Genomic DNA, 21,530 nt, shown 5'->3' with positions numbered 1-21,530 from the left:
CTTCTCCGTCGGGGCCGGCTCGACCCTGGGCGTCACGGTCGTGCAGCCCGCGACTGCGAGAGCACCGGACAGGATTGTTGCGACGATTGCGTGTTTCGATGCCCAGCCCACAACATTGCCTCCTTGCTGATCAGAACAGGTCCCGGCGCGGATTGGCTTGTTCCCAGACCGCCCTGGCCGTCTTGACCAGTTGATCGTCCAACGAGCCGTCCGCCGAAATCTTGGATTTGAGTTCCCCACGCATCTGTTTCAGAGCCGCTGTCTTCGCCTTGGCTCCAAATTTCGCGAGCGTCGCCTTTGCGTCCGGAATCTCGTTGCGAAGATCGAGCGCGGCCGCGAAAGCAAGATAGCGCGCGGCCACCGCCTGGTCGGCCTTGTCGCCTCTTTGCATCTCCAGCGCCGCGCGATCATATGCGGCCGACTGATCGCCGCGATCGGTCGCCAGCTCGAACAGCCTTTGCGCCTCTGCCAGATCCTGCTGCACGCCGACACCGTCCCTGTACATGCGTGCAAGGCTGCCGGGGGCATAGGGCTGGCCGAGATCCATCGATTTCTGGAACAGCGTGAGCGCGGTTTTGGGGTCCTTCTCGACCCCCGTGCCGGAGAGATAATTGCGGCCAAGCAGGTTCATCGAATACATGTCCTGCCGCTCGACGCCGGCCTTGAGGAAGGCCACGGCGCGAGCCGGATCGGCCGGCACGCCGTTGCGGCCTTCGGTGAAGATCGCCGCAAGGTCGTTCATCGCATAGGTATGACCCATCGCCGCCGCCTTGAGCAGCAGGTCAAGCCCCTTGCCGGTGTCGCGATCGACACCGTAACCGTTGAACAAGGCGCGGCCCCATGAAGTCATTCCATAGGGGTCGCCCTTATTGGACGCCGCCGCGTAGAAAGTGTTGGCCTGCTTGCGGTTCGCGGGCATACCCGTGCCGGTCGCGTTGAGGTAGCCGAGCTCGAACACGGCGCGGACATGTCCCTTGTCGGCAGCCTTCTGGATCGCCTTCTTGGCCTCCTCGACCTTGCCGGCGGCGAGCAGCGCGCGGCCGAGTTCGTAGTGGAAGCGGGCGACATCGGGATAGGCCTTCACAGCCGCCCGGCAGGCCTCCACCGCCCCGGCGCCGATCTCGTTCGGCAACAGGCCGGGAACGACGCCCTGCAGGTCCAAGGGTTCGCCTGCCTGCGTGTCGCAGGGATCGACGCTTGGCGACAGCTTCATCGTCGCCGGCTTCGACGATGTGTTGTCAGCTCTGATTTCGACGCCGACTATCAATGGCTTGACCGCGCCTATCTGCGGTTCGTAGCGCAGTTTATCGACCTCGTCGGCCATCAGGCTCGATTGCGGCGACAAGGTCCGGTCCGGCAGGGACAGCGTCCCGGTTGCCGGATAGCTCGCAAGCTTCACGCTTACGGCCGGATCGTTGGTCGGGAAATCCAGCTTCAGCGGCACCGGGCCGATACCGACCGGAATCTTGACGTCGCGGTTCTCGATCGCCTCGGCGGCGCCGGCGATGTGGATGCCGCGCTCCACCACCTGCTGCTTCTGTTTCGACTCGAGCGAGGCGACAAGCTGCTTGCCCGCGGCACCCTCGCCATTCTTGACCCGGAACACCAGTATGCCCTGCGATCCGCCGCCCCATTCGTCATGCGCGGCATAGGCCAGCATATCGACCTGGTCCTCGGCGTCGGCGCCCTTCGGCACATCCATCGCGAGCCGCGGCAGATCCTTGCCCTCTATCGGCTCGCCCGTCGCGACCGGCTTGCCGTCCAGGATCAGACGCCCCAGCGCCGGCGGCCTTTCGATGCTGATAGTGACCGCGCCGCCATCGACATCGACCGGCACCGGCAGGTCGAGCGCGACCGGACCGACGCCCGACGGTACGGTCTTTTCCAGCACCGGCGGCAAAGCCGGCCGGCTGGCGCGGCGCATCAGCACCACCTCGTCGATCAGCGAGGAATTTTCCCAGGGAACCTGCGCGCCCTTGGTGGCCTCGACCACATCGCGGCGGACGGCCGCCATGACCGAGCGTATCTCCTGGTTCGGCGCCAGCGCGCGGCGCGAGAAGGCGGATGAAAACGGGCTGAGATCGCCGGACCCGTCATAGGCGACGGCGCCGGGTTCCGTGGCGAAGGCGATCAGCGTGTTCAGCGAGCTTTTCACCTGCGCGAGGCCGGTGCCGCCGGCCGCGATCAACTGGTCGCGCAGCCAGTAATCCTTGCGCGGGAACGGGTTGTTGCGGCAGGCATCGAGGATGATCACCTGGATCTTCGATTTGGCGCGCAACTGTTGCAGGACGTCGTCGAGCTTGACCGCCTGCACCTCGATGTCCGCCGCATCCTTGAGCGACGCATCGACCGGGATCAGGAAATTCTCGCCGCCGATCTGAAAGCCGTGACCCGAATAGTAGACGACCGCCAAATCGGCGCCGTCCGCCGCCGCGAGATAATTGCGAAATTCCTTCTCGAACTGGAGCTTGGTGAGATCTTTGGCGACGAACACATCGAAGCCGGCCAGCCGGAACGTGCTCGACACGTCGTCGGCATCCTTGTCCGGATTTTTCAGCGCAGGGATTTCGCGATATTCGGAATTGCCGATGACAAGCGCAACCCTTCGATCGGCGTGCGCCTGCACCGTCGCGAGGCCCACGAGGATCAAGGCTGCTATCAGCGCGCAGCATCGCAGCATGGTAAAATCCCTAACTGCTATCACCCGTCGGCCACAAGAACGCAGCTTGCGGCATCGCGGTCTGTTAAAGACTTCACAATCTGCCAAGACGGCAAGGAACGCGCCTGCGATGGCAAGGCAGATCGCGCATTCAACCAGCTGCTAAAATAACCCAGAGACCCCGGCGCCGCAATGACCTGGGTAAGCGCATCGGCGTCTGTCGATGCAGGATCGCCATCGGCGAGCCACGCCTCCGCGCAGCGCTGCGTGTCTGCGACGCCACGGCGTTTCATGGAAAAGGCGAAAACGTCCTATCTCTTTGCTTTACGCAATTCCGGACGGAAGGCTACGGCGACCCGCCGAGCCCAAGCCGGCCTCTTTCCCGGGTCAGGCGCCGCTCCACATCGCGTCCGGCACCACCACCAGCTTGCCGACGAAGTCCTTGGCCATGAAGTCGGTCTGGGCGCGGTGGAAGTCCGACAGTTTGTACGCGCCGCCGACCAGCGGTTTGATCTTCTTTTCCTCGATGTAGCGCACGATACGGCGGAAGTCCGCGCGCGTGCCTTGGCTCGAGCCGTGGAGTTGGAGCTGCTTCAGATACATGGTGCGGAGGTCGAGCTGCACGACCGGCCCGGCGATCGCGCCGGCAGTCGTGTAGCGGCCTTCGGGCCGCAGGATGCGTAGGAGGTCGTTGAAGATGGCGCCGCCGACGAGGTCGGCCACCACATCGATGGGCTGGCCATTCGTCGCTTCGTTGACGGCGGTGAGCAGGTCGGCCACGCCGCGCGTGATCACCTTCTCGGCGCCGATGTCGAGCACGGCCTGTTCCTTGCCCTTGCCGACGACGGCATAGGGGATGGCGCCCCGCGCCCTCGCCAGTTGCACGATGCCGGAGCCGACACCGCCGGAGGCGCCGGTGACCAACACACGCTCGCCAGCTTTTAGCGCCGCCCGCTCCAGCATCTGCTCGCCGGTGAGATAGGCGCAGCAGAAGGTGGCTAGCTCGACGTCGCTCAGATCGGTGTCGACGACATGCGCGTTCTCGGCCGGCAGCGCCTGGTATTCGGCATAACCGCCGTCACGGCCGTGGCCCATATAGTCGATGTCGGCCAGCGAATCGTCGTCGCGATTATAGATCGAGAAATCGACCATGACGCGCTCGCCGATGCGCTCCGCGGACACGCCGTCGCCGACGGCGACGATCGTGCCAACAGTGTCGGTGCCCTGGATGCGCGGGAAGGTCAGAGTGTTGCCTTGCCGGCGCCACGTCGACACCGCCCCGGCATCTTCCTCCGTGCCATAGGCGCCCTGGCGCACCCAGACATCGGTGTTGTTCATGCCGCAGGCGCTGACCTTGACCAGCACCTCGCCGGCGGCAGGTGCCGGCACCTTCACATCCGTGCGGTAGACGAGCTTCTCAAGGCCGCCATGGCCCGTAAGCTGCACGGCGGCCATGGTGGCGGGAAGAGTTCTGGTCATGGCATTCATGTCGCTTCTCGGATGTCACTTCTCAGATGCTGGCCAATACATTGTTCACCGCGTCGGCGGTCTTTGCGACGACGATGTCGGCTTCCTCGCGCGTCAGGCAGAGCGGCGGCGCGAAACCGAGGATATCGCCCTGCGGCATGGCGCGGCCGATGACGCCGCTGGCGGCGAGCGCGGTGGCGATCTGCGGCCCGACCTTCAGCGCCGGATCGAAGAAGACGCGGTCGTCGCGGTCCTTGACGAACTCGATTGCGGCCAGCATGCCATCGCCACGCACCTCGCCGACATTCCGGTGGCCGCCAACGGCCCTGGCAAGCTCGGCGCGGAAGTAAGCACCGGTCTCGCCGGCGTTCCGCACCAGGTCCATCTCGTCGATCAGCTCGAGATTGGCGACACCGGCGGCAACGCAGATCGGGTGCGCCGAATAGGTCCAGCCATGGCCGAGCGAGCCGAGCTTGTCCGAGCCATTGACCAGCACCTGCCAGACCTTGTCGGCGACGATGACGCCGGAAAGCGGCGCATAGGCCGAGGTCAGGCCCTTGGCGATGGTGATCAGGTCGGGCTTGATGCCGTAATGGTCGGAACCGAACATGGTGCCGAGACGACCAAAGCCGGTCACCACCTCGTCGGCGACGAGCAGCACGTCGTATTTGTTGAGCACGGCCTGGATCTTTGCCCAATATCCGGCCGGCGGCGGCACGATGCCGCCGGTGCCGAGGATCGGCTCGCCGATGAAGGCCGCGACCGTGTCGGGGCCCTCGGCCAGGATCATCTCTTCCAGCTTGTCGGCGCAATATTGCGAGAACTGCTCCTCGCTCATCGAGCGGTCGGCGCGGCGGAAATAATACGGTGCTTCGGTGTGCAGGATCGGAGCGCGCGGCAGGTCGAAGGCGTTGTGGAACAGCTCGAGCCCGGTCAGCGACCCAGTCATGATGCCCGAGCCGTGATAGCCGCGCCAGCGCGAGATGATCTTCTTCTTCTCCGGCCGGCCGAGAACGTTGTTGTAATACCAGATCAGCTTGATGTTGGTCTCGTTGGCATCCGAGCCGGAGAGACCGAAATAGACTCGGCTCATGCCCTTCGGCGCGCGGTCGATGATCATCTTGGAGAGCCGGATCGAGGCCTCGGTGCCATGCCCGACATAGGCGTGATAGTAGGCGAGGTTCTTCGCCTGCTCGGCGATGGCGTCGGCGATCTTCTGGCGGCCGTAACCGACATTGACGCAATAGAGGCCGGCGAAGGCATCGATGCTCTTCTTGCCGGTGTTGTCCCAGACGGTGACGCCTTCGCCGCCGGCCATGATGCGGGCCGGCGACTCACCCCGCGCGTGCGTGCCCATATGCGTCGAGGGATGGAAGAAGTGGTCGCGGTCCCAAGCGGAGAGTTCGTTGGACTGTTCGAGCATTTTTGACTCCTGACGAGAATGAGGCCTGCGTAGCTTAGGCTACGTCGAGGCAAAGGTATTTGAGGTCTGTAAAAGCTTCGAGGCCGTGGCGGGAGCCTTCGCGGCCGATGCCTGATTGCTTGACGCCGCCGAAAGGGATCGGCGCGCCGGTGATCTTGACCCGGTTTATGGCGACCATGCCGTACTCCAAGGCGCGGCCCATGCGCGCCTGGCGCGCGCCGTTTTCGGTGACGACATAGGCGACCAGGCCATATTCCGTGGCATTGGCGCGGGCGACGACTTCCGCCTCGTCGTCGAATGGCGTCACAGCCGCGACAGGGCCGAAGGTTTCTTCGCGCATGATCAGCGCTTCGTCCGGCACATCGGCGAGCAGCGTCGGCTGGTAGAACAGCGGCCCGGCCGCGTGACGCTTACCGCCGGTCAGGCAGCGTGCACCGTGGGTGAGCGCATCGGCGACTTGCTCCTCGACCTTCTTGACCGCGCGCTCATGCATCAGCGGTCCGATATCGGCGTCTGCCGATAAGCCATTGCCGGTGCGGAGCTGCTCGATGCGGCGGGCGAAAGCAGCGCAGAAGCGATCATAGATCGGCCGCTGCACATAGATGCGGTTGGCGGCGAGGCAATCCTGGCCGGAGGTGGCGAATTTGGCATCGAGCGCGATCGCCACGGCCTTATCGATGTCGGCGTCGTCGAAGACGATCAGCGGCGCGTGGCCGCCGAGTTCCATCACCAGTCGTTTCATCGTCGCAGCGCTCTGCGCGGCGATCAGCCGGCCGACCTCGGTCGAGCCGGTGAAGCTCATGGCGCGGACCCGCGCATCGGCGCACATCGCGCCGACAATCGTGCGCGCATCGCCGGTGACGACGTTGAAGACGCCTGCCGGCAGCCCGGCACGCTCGCCGAGTTCCGCCAGCGCCAGGGCCGACAGCGGGGTCTCCGAGGACGGATGCGCCACAACCGTGCAGCCGGCGGCGAGCGCCGCGGCCGCCTTGCGGGTGAGCATGGCCGACGGAAAATTCCAGGGCGTGACGACCCCGACGACGCCGAGCGGCTCGCGGCGCACCGACATCTCGGCATTCGGCAGATGGCTGGTGACGCTTTCGGCGTTGAGGCGTTTCGCTTCCTCGGCATACCACTCGATAAAGGACGCGGCGTAGTCGATCTCGCCAAGCGATTCCTTCAACGGCTTGCCCTGCTCGAGCGTCATCAGCAGCGCCAGATCGTCCTTGGCGGCGATGATCAGATCGAACCATTTTCGCAGGATTTTCGAGCGCTCCTGCGGCAGCGCCGAGCGCCAGGCGGAAAACGCGCGCGACGCCGCATTGATCGCCTTTGTCGTCTGGGCGGCATCGAGCGCGGCTACGAAGGCGACGGTAGCGCCGGTGGCCGGATCGGTAACCTCAAAGCTTGCCGCCGCTTCGCTCGCGGTCCAATGGCCATCGACATAGGCGAGCGCGCGCAGCAGCCGGCGATCGGCGAGGCGGTCGAGCGCGTCATGGTGGTTGGTACGGGCAAAATGTGCGGACATCAGTCGGGTCTCCCGGTGCCGAGGCGATATGGAGAGACTAGTCGTGCAATCGGGACAAAGAGGCTGTTTCGGCGGTCCGATGTAGAGAGATTGTCTCTATTTGTCCGGGAGAGCAGGTCAATCTCTCTAGCTTACCAGCCGCCGGATGCCACCAACCGGTGAAATTGGCCGCCTCCCACAACTTGGTCATCCATGGGCGGAGCGGAAGCGAAGCGGACGCGTAGACCCGAGGATCCATTCCGTGACCTTGATCGAAGGGCGCAGCGGAGCAGAATTCTGCACCGTTGCAACGCCTTGGCCTTACGGAATGGATCCTCGGGTCTGCGCCGCGTCGCTTCGCTCCTTGCTCCGCCCGTGGATGACGAAGTAGCGGACGTTTCGGCTAATCTCCACGCTGATCGTGGGATCGACTCGCCCTTATTCCGGCAGCAGATCGGCCACCGGCAGCACGGTCTCGTCCTTGACCGTCTTGGTGACGATGTAGGTGAAGTAGCGGTCGATGCCGATCTCGCGCTCAAGCAGGCCGTCGACCAGCCGCTGATAGGCGTCGATGTCGCGCGCCATCACTTTCAGTACGTAGTCGACGCCGCCGCCCACCGACCAGCAGGCGACGATCTCCGGGATATCGCGCACCACCCGCTCGAAGCGGTCGAAGTCAGCCTGGCGATGATTGGCCAGGGTGACCTCCATCAGCACCGTCGCCACCGGCGCGATGACACGCATGGCGATCGCGGCGTGATAGCCGGAGACGATGCCGGCCTTCTCCAGCTTGCGCAGCCGCATCCAGCACGGCGTTGGCGACAGGCCGACCTTCTCGGCCAGCGCGAGCTTGGTGATACGCCCGTCGCGCTGGATGGCATCGAGAATCCTGAGGTCGATCGGGTCGAGTTTCGCTGCCGCCATGCGGGTCCGCCTTTCGTTGCGGACACCATGACGATGCATTATTTCGATTGTCAATTGCACTGATTTCGATCTCTAATAAGTCATGACATTTTGGCAGCCAGATCCTGCTCTCATCCGCCGGCCGGCCTATCTCTCGCTGGCCGACCAGTTCGCGCGCGCCATCCATGACGGGCGTCTGGCCAACGGCACGCGGCTGCCGACGCACCGCCGGCTGGCAGACGATCTGAAGCTTTCGGTGCAGACCGTCAGCCGCGCCTATGAGGAGTTGATCCGCCGGGGACTGATTTCCGGCGAGGTCGGCCGCGGTAGTTTCGTGCAGACGCAGCGCCGCGAGCCCGAGCCGCCCTACATCCCGGAACGGCTGGGCGAGGTCATCGACCTCTCGATCCTGAAGCCGGTCTGCGAGCCGATGCATTTGGAGAAACTAAAGCAGGCGCTGGGCTGGCTGGCCGAGAACCTGCCGTCGAGCTCGGCGCTATCGTTCCGGCCGAACATGGTTTTCCCGCGCCACCGCGCGGTCGCGATCGAATGGCTGAAACTTTGCGGCCTTGAAGCCTCGCCGCAGAACATCAGCCTGACCAACGGCGCCACTGCCGGCATGACGGTGGCGCTGATGAGCGTCGCGCCGCCCGGCTCGACGGTCGCCACCGAGGCGATCGGCCACCACACGCTGATCCCGCTCGCCCGCTATCTCGGCTTCAATCTCGAAGGCCTGCCGATCGACGGCAACGGGCTGGTCCCCGAAGCGCTCGACGAGGCCTGCCGCCTCTCGGACATTCGCGCTGTGTTCGTGCAGCCGTCGGTAATCAACCCGACGGCGACGCTGATGGACGCCACAAGGCGCGAGCAGATCGCGGCGGTCGCACGCAAGCACGACATCGCCATCATCGAGAACGACGTGCTCGGGCCGCTGGTCGAAGGCCGGCCGCCGGCGGTCGCCGCCTTCGCGCCGGAACGGACGCTCTACGTCACCTCCTTCACCAAAATCGTCGTGCCAGGCCTGCGCATCGGCTATCTCGCGGTACCGGACCGCTATGTCGCGGCTGTCGCCAACCGCCACCTCGTCTCGAACTGGATGGCGACGCCGATGGTTGCAGAGATCGCCACGCGCTGGGTGACCGACGGCACAGCGATGGAATTGGTCAACTGGCAGCGTGGCGCGCTGAGGCGCCGGCAGGAGATCGCCGCGGAAGTGCTCACGGGTGTCGACTATCGCTGTCATCGCGACGGGCTGCATCTGTGGCTCGAGCTGCCGGGCGACCGGGCCGAGGAGAGCTTTGTCGCGCAGGCGCGCCTGCGCGGGGTGGCGATCGCGCCAGGCACCTCGTTCCGCATCGCCGACACGCCCTGGCATCCGGCCGTGCGCATCTCCCTCGGATCGACCACCGAGGGGGAACTGCGGGCGGGCCTGAGCGTTGTCGCCAAACTGCTGCTCGGCGATCCGGAGCATCTCCTGCTCGCCATCTGATGCACAAAGGAAGCTCAGATTGCCCTGAAATTGTGCCGCGCCGGAAATATTGTCATGATATTATTTTTCCAATTGACATGATTTGGCACGTTTCGCATCGTTAAGAACATAGGCTTCTCCAGAACGGGGACATGGATTGCCCGCGCCCATCATCAAGGTTGATGCGATTTCGAAGAGCTTCGGCGCCTTCAAGGTGCTGGACGGCCTGTCGATGCAGGTCATGCCTGGCGAGAAGCTGGCGTTGATCGGCCCGTCCGGTTCCGGCAAGACGACGATCCTGCGCATCCTGATGACGCTGGAGAAGATCGACGGCGGGCACATCCAGGTCGACGGCGAGCAGCTCTACCACATGGAGCGCAACGGCCAGCTGCTGCCGGCCGACGAGCGGCACCTGGCCAGGATGCGCCAGAAAATCGGCATGGTCTTCCAGCTGTTCAATCTCTTCCCGCACAAGTGCGTCATGGACAATGTGACCCTGGCGCCGATGCTGACCAAGGGCGTCGCGCGCGCCGCCGCCGAGAAGCGGGCGATGGAACTGCTCGACATGGTCGGACTTGCGGACAAGGCAAAGGCGATGCCGGCGCAGCTCTCCGGCGGCCAGAAGCAACGCGTGGCGATCGCCAGGGCGTTGGCGCTGTCGCCCAAGATCATGCTGTTCGACGAGGTCACCTCGGCGCTTGACCCCGAGCTCGTCGAGGAAGTGCTCAACGTCATGCGCAAGCTCGCCGCCGAGACCGACATGACGATGCTTCTGGTCACCCATGAGATGGGCTTCGCCCACGACTTCGCCGACCGCGTGCTGTTCTTCGACCGCGGCAGGATCGTCGAGGAAGGCAAGCCCGATGAGATTTTCCGCCATCCCAAACAGGAAAGAACGCAGAGCTTCCTGAAGAAGATCATCGCGGCCGGACATCGCGTCTGACCGCAATGCGAGCGGGCGGCGCAAGCCGTCCACGGGCGGTCAAAGGCCGCCCGAACCAGGCAAACCAAGAAGACAAACAAGGAGTTGGGAACAATGAAGAAACTTGGCATTCTGGCTGGCGTCGCCGGCCTCGCGATCACCGCGATGCTGCTCGCCCCCGGCGCGCGGTCGGCGGATGACGCCAAGCTGGAGCAGCTCAAGCAGCAAGGCTTCGCCCGCGTCGCCATCGCCAACGAGCCGCCCTATACGGCGGTCGCGGCCGACGGCAAGGTTTCGGGCGCGGCACCCGACGTGGCGCGCGAGATCTTCAAGCGTCTCGGCGTCAACGACGTCGTCGCTTCCATCTCCGAATACGGCGCGATGATCCCCGGCCTGCAGGCCGGCCGCTTCGACGTCGTCACCGCCGGTCTGTTTATGAAGCCGGAGCGCTGCGCGGCAGTCGCCTATTCCGAGCCGGTGCTTTGCGATGCCGAAGCGATGCTGGTGAAGAAGGGCAATCCGAAGGGCTTCAAGAGCTACGAGGACATCGCCAAGGACAGCTCCGCCACGGTCGGTGCGCCGGGCGGCGGCACCGAGGAGAAGCTGGCGCTCACTGCCGGCGTGCCGCGCGATCGCGTCATCGTCGTGCCGGACGGCCAGAGCGGCCTGAAGATGGTGCAGGACGGCCGTATCGACGCCTATTCGTTGCCTGTGCTCTCGATCAACGACCTGATGAAGAAGGCCAACGACCCGAACCTCGAAGTGATCGCGCCGGTGCAGGGCGCGCCGGTCTATTGCGATGGCGCGGCCTTCAAGAAAGGCGACGAGGCACTACGCGACGCCTATGACGTCGAGCTCGCCAAGATGAAGAAGTCCGGCGAGTTCGCCAAGATCATCGAGCCCTACGGCTTCTCCGCCAAGGCGGCGATGTCGACGACGCGCGAGAAGCTCTGCGCGGCGAAGTAGGACGCGGCCTTTGCCTTCTCCCCGTTCAACGGGGAGAAGGTGTCACGAAGTGACGGATGAGGGGCGGCGCCAAATTCTGCCAAGGCTGGCTCCGCCCTCATCTGCCTACCGGCATCTTCTCCCCGTGAACGGGGAGAAGGGACTTGTCGCAGCCGCCTCGCACAACCGCAAAACGCTAGGAAATTCGCAACCTAATGACCCAGTGGTCCGGCTATCTCGGCCTGATATTGCAGGGAGCTCTTGTCACCATCGAGCTGACGCTGATGGGGTCGGTGCTTGCGCTGATCATGGCCTTCCTGGCTGGCATGGGGCGCGTGTCGCGCTTCTTCATCATCCGCGCGTTGGCGACGACGTACATCGAATTCTTCCGCGGCACCTCGATCTTCGTGCAGTTGTTCTGGGCCTATTTCGTGCTACCTTTCGCCGGCCTGTCGCTGACGCCGCTGCAGGCAGGCGTGCTGGCGCTGGGCTTGAATGTCGGCGCCTATGCGGCGGAAGTCGTGCGCGGCGCCATCCTGTCGGTCGGCCGCGAGCAATACGAGGCCTGCACGGCGCTCAATCTCGGCCGCTGGCAAGGCATGCGCCATGTGATCCTGCCGCAGGCGCTGCTGGTCATGCTGCCGACCTTCGGCAACAACGCGATCGAGCTGCTCAAGGCAACCTCGGTCGTCTCGCTTATCTCGCTCGCCGACCTGACTTTCCAGGCGCAGGTGGTGCGCTCGCAGACCGGCAGCACGCTGATGCCCTTCCTCTCCGTTCTCGTCATCTATTTCGCGCTGGCGCTGATTATCTCCTGGGGCATTCGCACGCTGGAGCGCCGCATGGCGCGCGGCCTCGACGGAGTGCGCGTCTGATGGAATGGGCCAAATAATGGACTGGGATTGGAACTTCGTCTGGGAGATCATGCCGACCCTTATCCAGGGGGTGAAGATCACCATCCTGGCGACGGTGCTCGGCTCGGTCCTGGCGGCGATCGTGGGGCTTGGGATCGCGCTGGCGCGGCGCTCGGAGAACCGCATCGTCGCGCGCAGCGTCGGCTGGTTCGCCGAGTTCATCCGCGGCACGCCGCTCCTGGTGCAGCTCTATTTCATCTTCTACGTGCTGCCCGACATCGGCATCCTGCTGCCGCCGCTGGTGGCGGGCATCATCGGGCTCGGCCTGCATTACGGCACCTACACGGCCGAGGTTTACCGCGCCGGCATCGACAATGTGCCGCGCGGCCAGTGGGAAGCTGCCAAGGCCTGCAATCTGGGCGGCCGCCACACCTGGACGCATATCATCCTGCCGCAGGCGATCCCGCCGATGATCCCGGCGTTGGCCAACTATTTCATCGCCATGTTCAAGGAGACGCCGCTGCTGTCGGCGATCACCGTGCTGGAACTGATGAACCAAGCCAAGAGCGTCGCCAACACCTATTACCGCTACATCGAGCCGATGACGCTGGTCGGCGCCTTCTTTCTCGTCATCAGCCTCTGCTCCGTCGTGCTGTTGCGCTGGCTGGAGCATCGCTACGGCAGGATCGAAAGATGAAAGTCATGAACGCATTGCCCGAGATCCGCCTCGAAACGGCGCGTCCCACTTTGGACTCGCGTCCGCTGGAAAAGCGCGTCGGCCTGATTGCGCTTGCGACCGATCACACCAGCGAAGTGGATTTCCGCCGCATGGTGGCGAGCGAGCGGATCGGCGTCTATGTTGCGCGCATCCCCTACGCCAATCCGACGACGCCGGAAAACCTGCGCAAGATGCAGCCGTCGCTTTCGGCGGGCGCGGCGCTCATCCTGCCGGACGAGCCGCTCGATGCGATATGCTACTCGTGCACCTCTGCGTCGGTGGTGATCGGCGACGCTGAGATCGAGCAGGCGATCCATGCAGCCAAGCCCGGCGTGCCCGTCGTCACCCCGCCGATGGCCGGTGTGCGCGGCCTGAACGCGTTCGGGGTGAGGCGCGTCAGCATCCTGACTCCCTATACCGTCGAGACCAGCCGGCCGATGGCCGCCTATTTCGCGGCGCACGGCTTCGATATCCAGAGCTTCACCTGCCTGGGCTTCGAGGACGACCGCGAGATGGCGCGCATCACGCCGGCGTCCCTGGTCGAGCTGGCGCGCAAGATCATCTATCCGCAGGCCGATGCGCTGTTCGTCTCATGCACCGCGCTGCGCGCCGCGCTCGCGGTTCCAGCTATGGAAGAGGCGATCGGACGTCCAGTCGTCACCAGCAACCAGGCCAGCGCCTGGAATTGCCTGCGGCTGTGCGGCAACGAAACGCCCCGGCCCGAGTTCGGCCGGCTATGGACGAAGCCGCTGGCCCAGTGAACGAGTGCCCGTGATCGAAATGACTGTTGAGCTTCAGCATATTCGCGCGGCGCGCGAACGCATTGCCGGCAAGGTCGAGCGGACACCCATGGTGCTGTCGCAAAGCCTCTCGGAGCGCGCGGGCCGTCCTGTTCATCTCAAGCTGGAGCATCACCAGACCACCGGCGCGTTCAAGCTGCGCGGCGCTTCCAATGCGATCGCAGCATTGAGCGCGGAAGAAAAATCGCGCGGCGTCGTCGCCGCCTCGACCGGCAATCACGGCCGCGCGCTGGCGCATGCGGCGAAGCTCGAAGGCATCCGCGCGGTGATCTGCATGTCGAGGCTGGTGCCGGAAAACAAGCTCGACGCCATTCGTCGTCTCGGCGCGGATATCCGCATCGTCGGCAACAGCCAGGACGACGCCCAGCAGGAAGTCGACAGGCTGGTGGCGGAAGAAGGGCTGGTCATGCTGCCGCCCTTCGACCATGCCGATATCGTCGCCGGACAAGGCACGCTTGGGCTGGAAATCGTGGAGCAGGTTCCGAACGCGGCAAGCGTGCTGGTGCCGCTCTCCGGCGGCGGGCTGGCGGCCGGTGTGGCGGCGGCGGTCAAAGGCGTGAGCCCGCGCACCAAAGTCATCGGCATCTCGATGGCGCGCGGTGCTGCGATGAAGGCCAGCCTCGACGCCGGCCGGCCGGTGCAGGTCGAGGAACTGCCGACACTGGCGGATTCGCTCGGCGGCGGCATCGGGCTCGACAACCGGCTGACCTTTGCCATGTGCCGGGGACTGCTCGACGACGCGGTCCTGCTTTCGGAGGAGGAGATCGCGGCCGGCATCCGCCATGCGTATGAAGAGGAGCGCGAGATTGTCGAAGGCGCCGGGGCCGTCGGCATAGGCGCGCTGCTTGCCGGCAAGGCCAAAGTGAGCGGCCCCGCTGTTCTCATCCTCTCCGGCAAGAACATCGACATGGACCTGCACCGCCGCATCGTCTGCGGCGAGACAATCGCGGAGCGCGCAGCATGAGCCGCATAACCATTCTCACCGAGAGTGATCTGCGCAAGATCGTGACGCTTGATCTGGACGCCGTTGCCTGCATCGAGGACGCTTTTCGCGCCTTGGCCACCCTGCCGGTGGCGATGCCAGCGATCCTGCGGCTCGACATTCCCGAGCATCGCGGCGAGGTCGACGTGAAGTCCGCCTATGTGCCCGGCATAGACGGCTTCGCCGTCAAGATAAGCTCCGGTTTCTTCGACAACCCGACGCTCGGCCTGCCGAGCGGCGGCGGCATGATGGTGTTGCTTTCGGCCAAGACCGGCGTGGTCGAGGCGCTGTTGCTCGACAATGGCTATCTCACCGATATCCGCACGGCTGCCGCCGGCGCGGTCGCGGCCAAGCATTTGTCGCGCCAAGGCTCCAGCGTCGCCGCGATCTTCGGCGCCGGCCTTCAGGCCGGCCTGCAGTTGGAAGCGCTGTGTCTCGTCAGACCGATCGAGGAAGCGCGCATCTGGGCGCGTGACGCCGCCAAGGCTGAAGCCACCGCCGCGCGCCTGCGCGAGAAGCTCGGTATCCTCGTGCGGGCCGAGCCGGATGCGGCGAACGCGGCAGCGGGCGCTGACATCATCGTCACCACCACGCCTTCGACCGAACCGCTGATCAAGGCAGGCTTCGTCACCGCCGGCCAGCACATCACCGCCATGGGCTCAGACGCCGAGCACAAGAACGAGATCGCGCCGGCGATCCTGCGCATGGCCGATCTCTATGTCGCCGACAGCGCCAAGCAGACGCGGCGTCTGGGCGAGCTCCATCACGCCGTCGAGGCGGCGGTCTTCGCCGCCGACGCCGAGGTCACGGAGCTCGGCCAGATCATCGCCGGCAGCAAGCCCGGACGGCGCTCGGCCAGCGACATCACCATCGCCGACCTCACCGGCACCGGCGTGCAGGACACCGCAATCGCCACTTTGGCTCGCGACCGTGCGCGCGCCGCCAATGCCGGGCTCAATTTCGAAAGTTGATGCTGGCCGCCAGGCCCAACAAACGAGGACAACAAAATGCAGCCAAATTTGAAATTCTCGCGCGGCGAATATGCGGAGCGCCTCGCCAAGACACGAAAAGCCATGGAGGCTAAAAGCGTCGATCTGCTGATCGTCAGCGATCCCTCCAACATGGCCTGGCTGACGGGCTATGACGGGTGGTCGTTCTATGTGCATCAGGCCGTCATCGTGCCGCCTTCCGGCGAGCCGGTCTGGTACGGCCGCGGCCAGGACGCCAACGGCGCCAAGCGCACCGCTTATCTCGCGCATGACAACATCATTGGCTACGCTGACCATTATGTGCAGTCGACCGAGCGGCATCCGATGGATTACCTCGCCAGCGTGCTGGCCGGGCGCGGCTGGGACAAGCTCAGCATCGGCGTCGAGATGGACAATTACTGGTTTTCGGCCGCCGCCTTCGCGGCGCTGCAGAAGCACCTGCCCAACGCCCGCTTCGCCGATGCCACAGCGCTGGTGAACTGGCAGCGCGCGGTGAAAAGCCCGACCGAGATCGAGTATATGCGCAACGCTGCCCGTATCGTCGAGGCGATGCACCAGCGCATCGTCGACAAAATAGAGGTCGGCATGCGCAAATGCGATTTGGTCGCCGAGATCTACGATGCCGGCACGCGCGGCGTCGCCGGCATCGGCGGCGACTATCCGGCGATCGTGCCGCTCTTGCCGTCGGGGGCGGACGCCTCGGCGCCGCATCTCACCTGGGACGACAAGCCGATGAAGGTGAATGAAGGCACGTTCTTCGAGATCGCCGGCTGCTACAATCGCTATCATTGTCCGCTGTCGCGCACCGTGTTTCTCGGCAAGCCGACCCAGGCCTTCCTGGACGCCGAGAAGGCGACGCTGGAAGGCATGGAAGCCGGCCTCGCGGCCGCCAAGCCCGGCAACACCTGCGAAGATATCGCCAACGCCTTCTTCGCCGTGTTGAAGAAATACGGCATCGTCAAGGACAACCGCACGGGCTACCCGATCGGCATCTCCTATCCGCCGGACTGGGGCGAGCGCACCATGAGCCTGCGCCCTGGCGACCGCACCGAGCTCAAGCCCGGCATGACCTTCCATTTCATGACTGGACTGTGGCTGGAGACGATGGGGCTTGAGATCACCGAGTCGATCCTGATCACCGACACCGGCGTCGAATGCCTGGCCAACGTGCCGCGCAAGCTGTTCGTGAAGGACTGAGCCGATGTCCGCTTTGCGTCCCGCGCCGATCACGCCGACCGTCGACTTCGAGCGCGACGGCGTCCAGCACGGCTTCCTGCGCCTGCCCTACAGCCGCGACGATTCCGCCTGGGGATCGGTGATGATCCCGGTCTGCGTCATGCGTAACGGCAAGGGCTCGACGGCGCTGCTCACCGGCGGCAATCACGGCGACGAATATGAGGGGCCGCTGGCGCTCTACGAACTCGCCCGCACGCTCGATCCGAAAAATGTCTCCGGCACGGTCATCATCGTGCCGGCGATGAACTATCCGGCCTTCCGGGCCGGCACGCGCACCTCGCCGATCGACAAGGGCAACATGAATCGCTCTTTCCCTGGGCGCCCGGACGGCACGGTGACGGAGAAGATCGCCGACTATTTCCAGCGTGAATTGCTGCCGCGCGCGGACATCGTCTTCGACTTCCATTCCGGCGGCAAGACGCTGGACTTCGTACCCTTCTGCGCGGCGCATACCCTGCCGGACAAGGCGCAGGAGAAAAAGGCCTTCGCCGCGGTCGAGGCTTTCTCCGCGCCGTTCTCGATGCGCATGACCGAGATCGACGCGGTCGGCATGTATGACACGGCCGCCGAGGAGATGGGCAAGGTCTTTGTCACCACCGAGCTCGGCGGCGGCGGAACTTCGCGCGCCGAGACGGTGCGGATCGCCCGGCGCGGCATCCTCAACGTGCTCCGCCACGCCGGCATCGTCGATGGTGCGGTCGAGAAGGGCAGAACTCAGTGGCTGGACATGCCGTCGGGCGATTGCTTCGCCTTCGCCGAGGATGACGGCATGATCGAGACGATGGTCGATCTCGGCGAATCCGTGAAGGATGGCCAGGTTGTCGCGCGCATCCATCCGGTCGGGCGCACCGGGCAGGCGCCGCAGGAGATCAGGACAAGGATGTCGGGGCTGCTCGCCGCGCGTCATTTCCCGGGTCTGGTCAAGGCTGGCGACTGCGTCTCGGTGCTGGCCGTGGCCGTTCGCGAATAATCTTGGTGCGGCGCCCTACTGCACCACGCGCTTCTCGAGCTTGCGGGCAAGCGTGCGCCGGTGCAGGCCGAGCCGGCGCGCGGTTTCGGAGATGTTGAAGCCGGTCTCGACCAGCGTTTCGTGGATGCGCTCCCATTCGAGGTTCTTGATCGAGGTGGGGCGGCTGGTGAGCGGTACCGAAACGTCACCCTCGGCGCGGCCGAAGGCGGCTTCGATGTCATCGGTGTTGGCGGGCTTGGCCAGATAGTGGCCCGCGCCGAGCTTGATCGCCTCGACGGCCGTGGCGATGCTGGCAAATCCCGTCAGCACGACGATGCGCATCGACGGATTGCGGGCGCTGAGAAGCTTGACGCATTCGAGACCCGATCCCGATCCGAGCTTGAGATCGACGACGGCGTAGGCCGGAACGGCCGTTTCCAGCGCGACCAGCAGCGCCTCGCGGTCGTGGCAGACCACGACGTCATAGTCGCGCTTTTCAAACGAGCGTTTGAGCGTGCGCGCAAAGGTCGCGTCGTCCTCGATGACGAACAAGGATCGATCAGATTTCACGATCGTCTCCATAGGTCAGCGCCGCCAGCGGCAGCGAAAGGGTAACACGGGCGCCCTCAGCCATGTTGTGCGCCGAAACGTCGCCGCCAAGCTTGCGCACCACGTTGAACACCAGGAAGAGGCCCAGGCCGCCGCCTGGTCGCCCCTTGCTCGACATATAGGGCTGGCCGAGCGTTGCCAGAATATCCTTGTCGAAACCGGGTCCGCGATCCGTGACGGAGAGCACCAGCTTCTCATCCTGCCGCTCGGCGGTGATGCCGACCCAATCGTGCGATGCTTCCTGCGCATTGTCGAGCACATTGAAGATCACCTGTTTCAGCGCCGTGTCGGACACGATCTGCTCGTCCGGCTCGAAGTCGTTGCTGTAATGCAGCTTGATAGGCTGGCGGCTGACGCGCCATTCCTCGATGAGATCGTCGAGGAACCGGCGGATCGTGGTGCGGATGGTGCCCTCGCCCCGCGCCTGGCCGGAGGACATGAGAATGCCCGTGACGATGCCTTTGCAGCGTTCGATCTGCGCCTGCATCTCGGCCACGTCCTCGGAAAGTTCGCGGTTGCGCTTGACGCCGCGCATCTGGCGCCAGTCGGACAGGATGACCGCTATTGTCGACAGCGGTGTGCCCAGTTCATGCGCGGCACCCGAGGCCAGCAGGCCCATGCGCACGATGTGATCTTCCTCGGCCGAACGCTGGCGCAGGTCGGCGAGATAGGCATCGCGTTCGCGCAGGTTGCGGTTGATGCGCGTCATGAAGATCACGATCAGGCCGGCCGCGAGCACGAAGCAGATGAACATGCCTCGCAGATGCAGCGCCAGGAGGTCGCTGCCGCCGTGATGCGGGAGTGCGATCGGCTGGAAGACGAAGATGAGGAAGACGAAGCAGGCCGAGGCCGCCACCACCAGGAGCCAGGTCGACCATGGCGCCAGCAGCGCGGCGCCGAGCGTGATCTGCAGGAGATAGAGCGACACGAACGGATTCGAGGCGCCGCCGCTCAGGTAGAGCTGCGTCGTCAGCGCCGCCATGTCGAAAATCAGCGCGACGAAGAGCTGCGCGTTGGAGATCCGGCGGTTGCCGCGCAGGGCGAGCAGGCTGAAGATGTTGAGGCCGACGAGGAAAAGCACCACGCCCGCCATCTCGGCGAGCGGCAGCGGGATGGCGAACCAGTATTGCGTGACCAGGATGGTCAGCACCTGCCCCGTCACCGCCAGCCAGCGCAGCTGGATGAGCAGGAGCAGGTTCTTCCTGTTCGTGACGTCGGCGTCCGACGCGGCGCCTCCCTGCCGAGTTGGAAGAAGCGTCAGGAACGGCTTGTCGCGATGGGGCCACGCGATATTCATCACGCTGCATCCCAGTTCCGGCGGCCGGCGAGGACCTGTCTGGCAAGCGCCATCGCCAGCATCCCTGCAAGGGCAAACCAGGTCAAAGCATAGATGAGATGGCTGTTGCGGAAGGTGACGACGGTGAGCCCGCCGCGCGGCCAGCCAGCAGCGCCGGATGCCTCGGCATCGATGAAATAGGGCGCGACATCCGCCAGGCCGCGCGCCTTGGCGATTGCCGCGACGTCGCGCGAATACCAGCGATCGGCCGCGGAATCGTTGCTGCGCAGGAAACCGCCGCCGGGCTCGCTGATGCGCAGCAGCCCGTCAACCGTCGCCGGCGAGGCGAGCGCGGCATTCTCCCGCTCGAACTCCACCTTGCGCTCCTGCGGGATGAAGCCGCGGTTGACGAGGACCGTGAAACCGCGGTCGTCGCGCATCGGCGTCAGCACCCAATAGCCGCCGCCAAGCTCGGTCACCGCCTGCACCAGCGTGTTGGCGCCGCCCTGCAAGCGCCCGGTCAACCGCACGTGGCGATATTCGTAGTCCGGTGCGCTCAACCCGCTCCAGTCCTGCGGGCCGGGCGCATCGACGACGGGAGCATGGATGCGCTGGTCGACGCGGGCGATCAGGTCGAGCTTCCAGACCCGTCTTTCCAGCTGCCAGACGCCGAGTCCGAGAAACACCAGGACGCCGAGAATCCCAAGCACCACAGCCAGGAATCGCGACGTGGAACCCTTCGAGGCCGCATGAGAGCCGGTCATGTCCTTTGCCTCGGCTTTGGTCCTCCCCGCGCGCCACACGCCCACGCCCGAAATGGGGCTCATGGCATCTCCCGCATCTCGTGGAGCCCGGGCATCATGTTGGCGTTGAGGTGGTACATCACCCAGAGCGAGCCGCTCAGCACGATGACGACGAGAACCACCGTGAAGATGAGCGCCAGCATCGACCATCCACCTTCCGAGGCGGGGTTCATATGCAGGAAGAAGACCATGTGCACCACGATCTGCACCACCGCGAAGGCCATGATGATGATGGCCGCGGCCTGTTTGTTGTCCATGGCGCCGGTCATGATCATCCAGAACGGGATGGCGGTGAGGATCACTGACAGGACGAAGCCGATCAGGTAGCCCCTCAGCGAGCCGTGCGCGGCGCCGCCATGGGTACGGTCGCGATCGGCATGATCATGAGCGCTCATCTGAGCATCCCCATCAGATAGACAAAGGTGAAGACGCCGATCCAGACGACGTCGAGGAAGTGCCAGAACATCGAGAGGCACATCAGCCGGCGGCGGTTGGCCTCGATGAGGCCGTGTCTCGCGACCTGCACCATCAGCGTCACCATCCAGACGATGCCGAAGGTCACGTGCAGGCCATGCGTGCCGACCAGGGTGAAGAACGACGACAGGAAGGCGCTGCGCTGCGGCGTCGCGCCTTCATGGATCACGTGCGCGAATTCGGATAGCTCGATGGAGAGGAACGCCAGGCCGAACAGCATGGTCACCACGAGCCAGGCTTGCGTCGCGCCGACACGGCCCTTGTCCATGGTCAGCATGGCAAAGCCATAGGTGATCGAGGATAAGAGCAGCATGGTGGTGTTGACCGCCACCAGACCGAGATCGAACAGATCCTTCGGCGCCGGACCCGCCGCGTAATTGCCGCCAAGCACGCCATAGGCCGCGAACAGCATCGCGAAGATCAGGCAGTCGCTCATCAGGTAGAGCCAGAAGCCGAGCATGGTGCTGCCGCCTTCGGCGTGCGCGTGCTCTTCTTCCAGGTGGAAGACCGGTTCCGCGCCGGCCATGATCGCGGTCGATGCCATGC

Annotated in this window: 20 protein-coding genes; 10 read left to right on the top strand and 10 right to left on the bottom strand. The window is 64.8% G+C overall.

Going from position 1 to position 21,530, the window contains the following annotated elements; translation table 11 throughout:
- Positions 1-130: 130 nt before the first annotated feature.
- From FJ423_RS19620 to FJ423_RS19600, 5 genes are all read right to left on the bottom strand, one after another.
- Complete coding sequence (locus tag FJ423_RS19620; protein WP_140844076.1) at positions 131-2,680, bottom strand: caspase family protein; 2,550 nt, start codon at positions 2,678-2,680, stop codon at positions 131-133.
- A gap of 366 nt (positions 2,681-3,046) precedes the next feature.
- Complete coding sequence (locus FJ423_RS19615) at positions 3,047-4,147, bottom strand: alcohol dehydrogenase family protein (protein ID WP_140844074.1); 1,101 nt, start codon at positions 4,145-4,147, stop codon at positions 3,047-3,049.
- 22 nt (positions 4,148-4,169) lie between these two features.
- Positions 4,170-5,549, bottom strand: a complete 1,380-nt coding sequence (locus FJ423_RS19610; RefSeq protein WP_140844072.1) for an aspartate aminotransferase family protein — start codon at positions 5,547-5,549, stop codon at positions 4,170-4,172.
- 34 nt (positions 5,550-5,583) lie between these two features.
- Positions 5,584-7,077 (bottom strand): NAD-dependent succinate-semialdehyde dehydrogenase, encoded by a 1,494-nt coding sequence (locus tag FJ423_RS19605; protein WP_140844070.1) that lies wholly within the window; start codon positions 7,075-7,077, stop codon positions 5,584-5,586.
- Between the two features lie 417 nt (positions 7,078-7,494).
- Entirely contained in the window at positions 7,495-7,980 is a 486-nt protein-coding gene (locus FJ423_RS19600) for an Lrp/AsnC family transcriptional regulator (protein ID WP_140844068.1), read from the bottom strand.
- 82 nt (positions 7,981-8,062) lie between these two features.
- Between FJ423_RS19600 and FJ423_RS19595 the strand changes: the two genes are divergently transcribed.
- The 10 genes from FJ423_RS19595 (at position 8,063) to doeB (ending at position 17,843) form a co-directional block, all read left to right on the top strand.
- Positions 8,063-9,448 (top strand): PLP-dependent aminotransferase family protein, encoded by a 1,386-nt coding sequence (locus FJ423_RS19595; RefSeq protein ID WP_140844066.1) that lies wholly within the window; start codon positions 8,063-8,065, stop codon positions 9,446-9,448.
- A 136-nt stretch (positions 9,449-9,584) separates the two neighbouring features.
- Positions 9,585-10,370 carry an ectoine/hydroxyectoine ABC transporter ATP-binding protein EhuA gene (gene ehuA / locus FJ423_RS19590; protein ID WP_140844064.1) on the top strand — a complete coding sequence of 262 codons (786 nt, stop codon included), beginning with the start codon at positions 9,585-9,587 and terminating at the stop codon, positions 10,368-10,370.
- A 93-nt stretch (positions 10,371-10,463) separates the two neighbouring features.
- On the top strand, positions 10,464-11,315 hold the full coding sequence (gene ehuB / locus FJ423_RS19585) for an ectoine/hydroxyectoine ABC transporter substrate-binding protein EhuB (RefSeq protein ID WP_140844062.1): 852 nt from the start codon (positions 10,464-10,466) through the stop codon (positions 11,313-11,315).
- Positions 11,316-11,509: 194 nt separating this feature from the next.
- The gene (ehuC, locus tag FJ423_RS19580) at positions 11,510-12,169 is read left to right on the top strand and encodes an ectoine/hydroxyectoine ABC transporter permease subunit EhuC (protein WP_095765846.1); all 660 of its coding nucleotides are present in this window, start codon (positions 11,510-11,512) and stop codon (positions 12,167-12,169) included.
- 16 nt (positions 12,170-12,185) lie between these two features.
- Positions 12,186-12,845 (top strand): ectoine/hydroxyectoine ABC transporter permease subunit EhuD, encoded by a 660-nt coding sequence (gene ehuD, locus FJ423_RS19575; RefSeq protein WP_140844060.1) that lies wholly within the window; start codon positions 12,186-12,188, stop codon positions 12,843-12,845.
- Positions 12,846-12,850: 5 nt separating this feature from the next.
- On the top strand, positions 12,851-13,627 hold the full coding sequence (gene eutA / locus FJ423_RS19570; protein ID WP_140844191.1) for an ectoine utilization protein EutA: 777 nt from the start codon (positions 12,851-12,853) through the stop codon (positions 13,625-13,627).
- Positions 13,628-13,646: 19 nt separating this feature from the next.
- A complete protein-coding gene (gene eutB, locus FJ423_RS19565) occupies positions 13,647-14,630 on the top strand; it encodes a hydroxyectoine utilization dehydratase EutB (RefSeq protein ID WP_140844058.1) in 984 nt (327 codons plus the stop codon).
- Positions 14,627-15,619, top strand: coding sequence for a cyclodeaminase (locus FJ423_RS19560; RefSeq protein WP_140844056.1), 993 nt, complete (start codon positions 14,627-14,629; stop codon positions 15,617-15,619). The genes eutB and FJ423_RS19560 overlap by 4 nt, the downstream gene beginning before the upstream one ends.
- 36 nt (positions 15,620-15,655) lie before the next feature.
- Positions 15,656-16,834, top strand: a complete 1,179-nt coding sequence (gene doeA, locus FJ423_RS19555) for an ectoine hydrolase DoeA (protein ID WP_140844054.1) — start codon at positions 15,656-15,658, stop codon at positions 16,832-16,834.
- Between the two features lie 4 nt (positions 16,835-16,838).
- On the top strand, positions 16,839-17,843 hold the full coding sequence (gene doeB, locus FJ423_RS19550) for a N(2)-acetyl-L-2,4-diaminobutanoate deacetylase DoeB (RefSeq protein WP_140844052.1): 1,005 nt from the start codon (positions 16,839-16,841) through the stop codon (positions 17,841-17,843).
- 15 nt (positions 17,844-17,858) lie between these two features.
- Here the strand turns inward: doeB and FJ423_RS19545 are convergent, their stop codons facing one another.
- From FJ423_RS19545 to cyoC, 5 genes are read right to left on the bottom strand one after another with little or no spacing between them, the layout of a single operon-like run.
- On the bottom strand, positions 17,859-18,392 hold the full coding sequence (locus FJ423_RS19545; protein WP_210239569.1) for a response regulator transcription factor: 534 nt from the start codon (positions 18,390-18,392) through the stop codon (positions 17,859-17,861).
- Complete coding sequence (locus tag FJ423_RS19540; RefSeq protein ID WP_140844047.1) at positions 18,382-19,728, bottom strand: ATP-binding protein; 1,347 nt, start codon at positions 19,726-19,728, stop codon at positions 18,382-18,384. The genes FJ423_RS19545 and FJ423_RS19540 overlap by 11 nt, the downstream gene beginning before the upstream one ends.
- Positions 19,728-20,471: an SURF1 family protein gene (locus FJ423_RS19535; RefSeq protein ID WP_140844187.1), complete on the bottom strand. Its 744-nt coding sequence runs from the start codon at positions 20,469-20,471 to the stop codon at positions 19,728-19,730. Before FJ423_RS19535 ends, FJ423_RS19540 begins: the two co-directional genes overlap by 1 nt.
- Positions 20,472-20,530: 59 nt before the next feature.
- Positions 20,531-20,905 carry a cytochrome o ubiquinol oxidase subunit IV gene (gene cyoD / locus FJ423_RS19530; protein ID WP_140844045.1) on the bottom strand — a complete coding sequence of 125 codons (375 nt, stop codon included), beginning with the start codon at positions 20,903-20,905 and terminating at the stop codon, positions 20,531-20,533.
- Complete coding sequence (gene cyoC / locus FJ423_RS19525) at positions 20,902-21,528, bottom strand: cytochrome o ubiquinol oxidase subunit III (RefSeq protein WP_140844043.1); 627 nt, start codon at positions 21,526-21,528, stop codon at positions 20,902-20,904. Before cyoC ends, cyoD begins: the two co-directional genes overlap by 4 nt.
- Positions 21,529-21,530: the final 2 nt, after the last annotated feature.

The sequence above is a fragment of the Mesorhizobium sp. B2-8-9 genome (assembly GCF_006439475.1).
In the GTDB taxonomy this organism is placed as follows: domain Bacteria; phylum Pseudomonadota; class Alphaproteobacteria; order Rhizobiales; family Rhizobiaceae; genus Mesorhizobium.
The sequence above is the reverse complement of the archived record's forward strand: the minus strand, read 5'-3'. Positions and strand labels throughout refer to the sequence as shown.

Bases quoted from the DNA above. Each gene is read 5' to 3' on its own strand.
- FJ423_RS19620 (WP_140844076.1), bottom strand. From the start codon at position 2,680: ATGCTGCGATGCTGCGCGCTGATAGCAGCCTTGATCCTCGTGGGCCTC.
- FJ423_RS19615 (WP_140844074.1), bottom strand. From the start codon at position 4,147: ATGAATGCCATGACCAGAACTCTTCCCGCCACCATGGCCGCCGTGCAG.
- FJ423_RS19610 (WP_140844072.1), bottom strand. From the start codon at position 5,549: ATGCTCGAACAGTCCAACGAACTCTCCGCTTGGGACCGCGACCACTTC.
- FJ423_RS19605 (WP_140844070.1), bottom strand. From the start codon at position 7,077: ATGTCCGCACATTTTGCCCGTACCAACCACCATGACGCGCTCGACCGC.
- FJ423_RS19600 (WP_140844068.1), bottom strand. From the start codon at position 7,980: ATGGCGGCAGCGAAACTCGACCCGATCGACCTCAGGATTCTCGATGCC.
- FJ423_RS19595 (WP_140844066.1), top strand. From the start codon at position 8,063: ATGACATTTTGGCAGCCAGATCCTGCTCTCATCCGCCGGCCGGCCTAT.
- ehuB (WP_140844062.1), top strand. From the start codon at position 10,464: ATGAAGAAACTTGGCATTCTGGCTGGCGTCGCCGGCCTCGCGATCACC.
- ehuC (WP_095765846.1), top strand. From the start codon at position 11,510: ATGACCCAGTGGTCCGGCTATCTCGGCCTGATATTGCAGGGAGCTCTT.
- ehuD (WP_140844060.1), top strand. From the start codon at position 12,186: ATGGACTGGGATTGGAACTTCGTCTGGGAGATCATGCCGACCCTTATC.
- eutA (WP_140844191.1), top strand. From the start codon at position 12,851: ATGAACGCATTGCCCGAGATCCGCCTCGAAACGGCGCGTCCCACTTTG.
- eutB (WP_140844058.1), top strand. From the start codon at position 13,647: ATGACTGTTGAGCTTCAGCATATTCGCGCGGCGCGCGAACGCATTGCC.
- FJ423_RS19560 (WP_140844056.1), top strand. From the start codon at position 14,627: ATGAGCCGCATAACCATTCTCACCGAGAGTGATCTGCGCAAGATCGTG.
- doeA (WP_140844054.1), top strand. From the start codon at position 15,656: ATGCAGCCAAATTTGAAATTCTCGCGCGGCGAATATGCGGAGCGCCTC.
- doeB (WP_140844052.1), top strand. From the start codon at position 16,839: ATGTCCGCTTTGCGTCCCGCGCCGATCACGCCGACCGTCGACTTCGAG.
- FJ423_RS19540 (WP_140844047.1), bottom strand. From the start codon at position 19,728: ATGAATATCGCGTGGCCCCATCGCGACAAGCCGTTCCTGACGCTTCTT.
- FJ423_RS19535 (WP_140844187.1), bottom strand. From the start codon at position 20,471: ATGACCGGCTCTCATGCGGCCTCGAAGGGTTCCACGTCGCGATTCCTG.
- cyoD (WP_140844045.1), bottom strand. From the start codon at position 20,905: ATGAGCGCTCATGATCATGCCGATCGCGACCGTACCCATGGCGGCGCC.
- cyoC (WP_140844043.1), bottom strand. From the start codon at position 21,528: ATGGCATCGACCGCGATCATGGCCGGCGCGGAACCGGTCTTCCACCTG.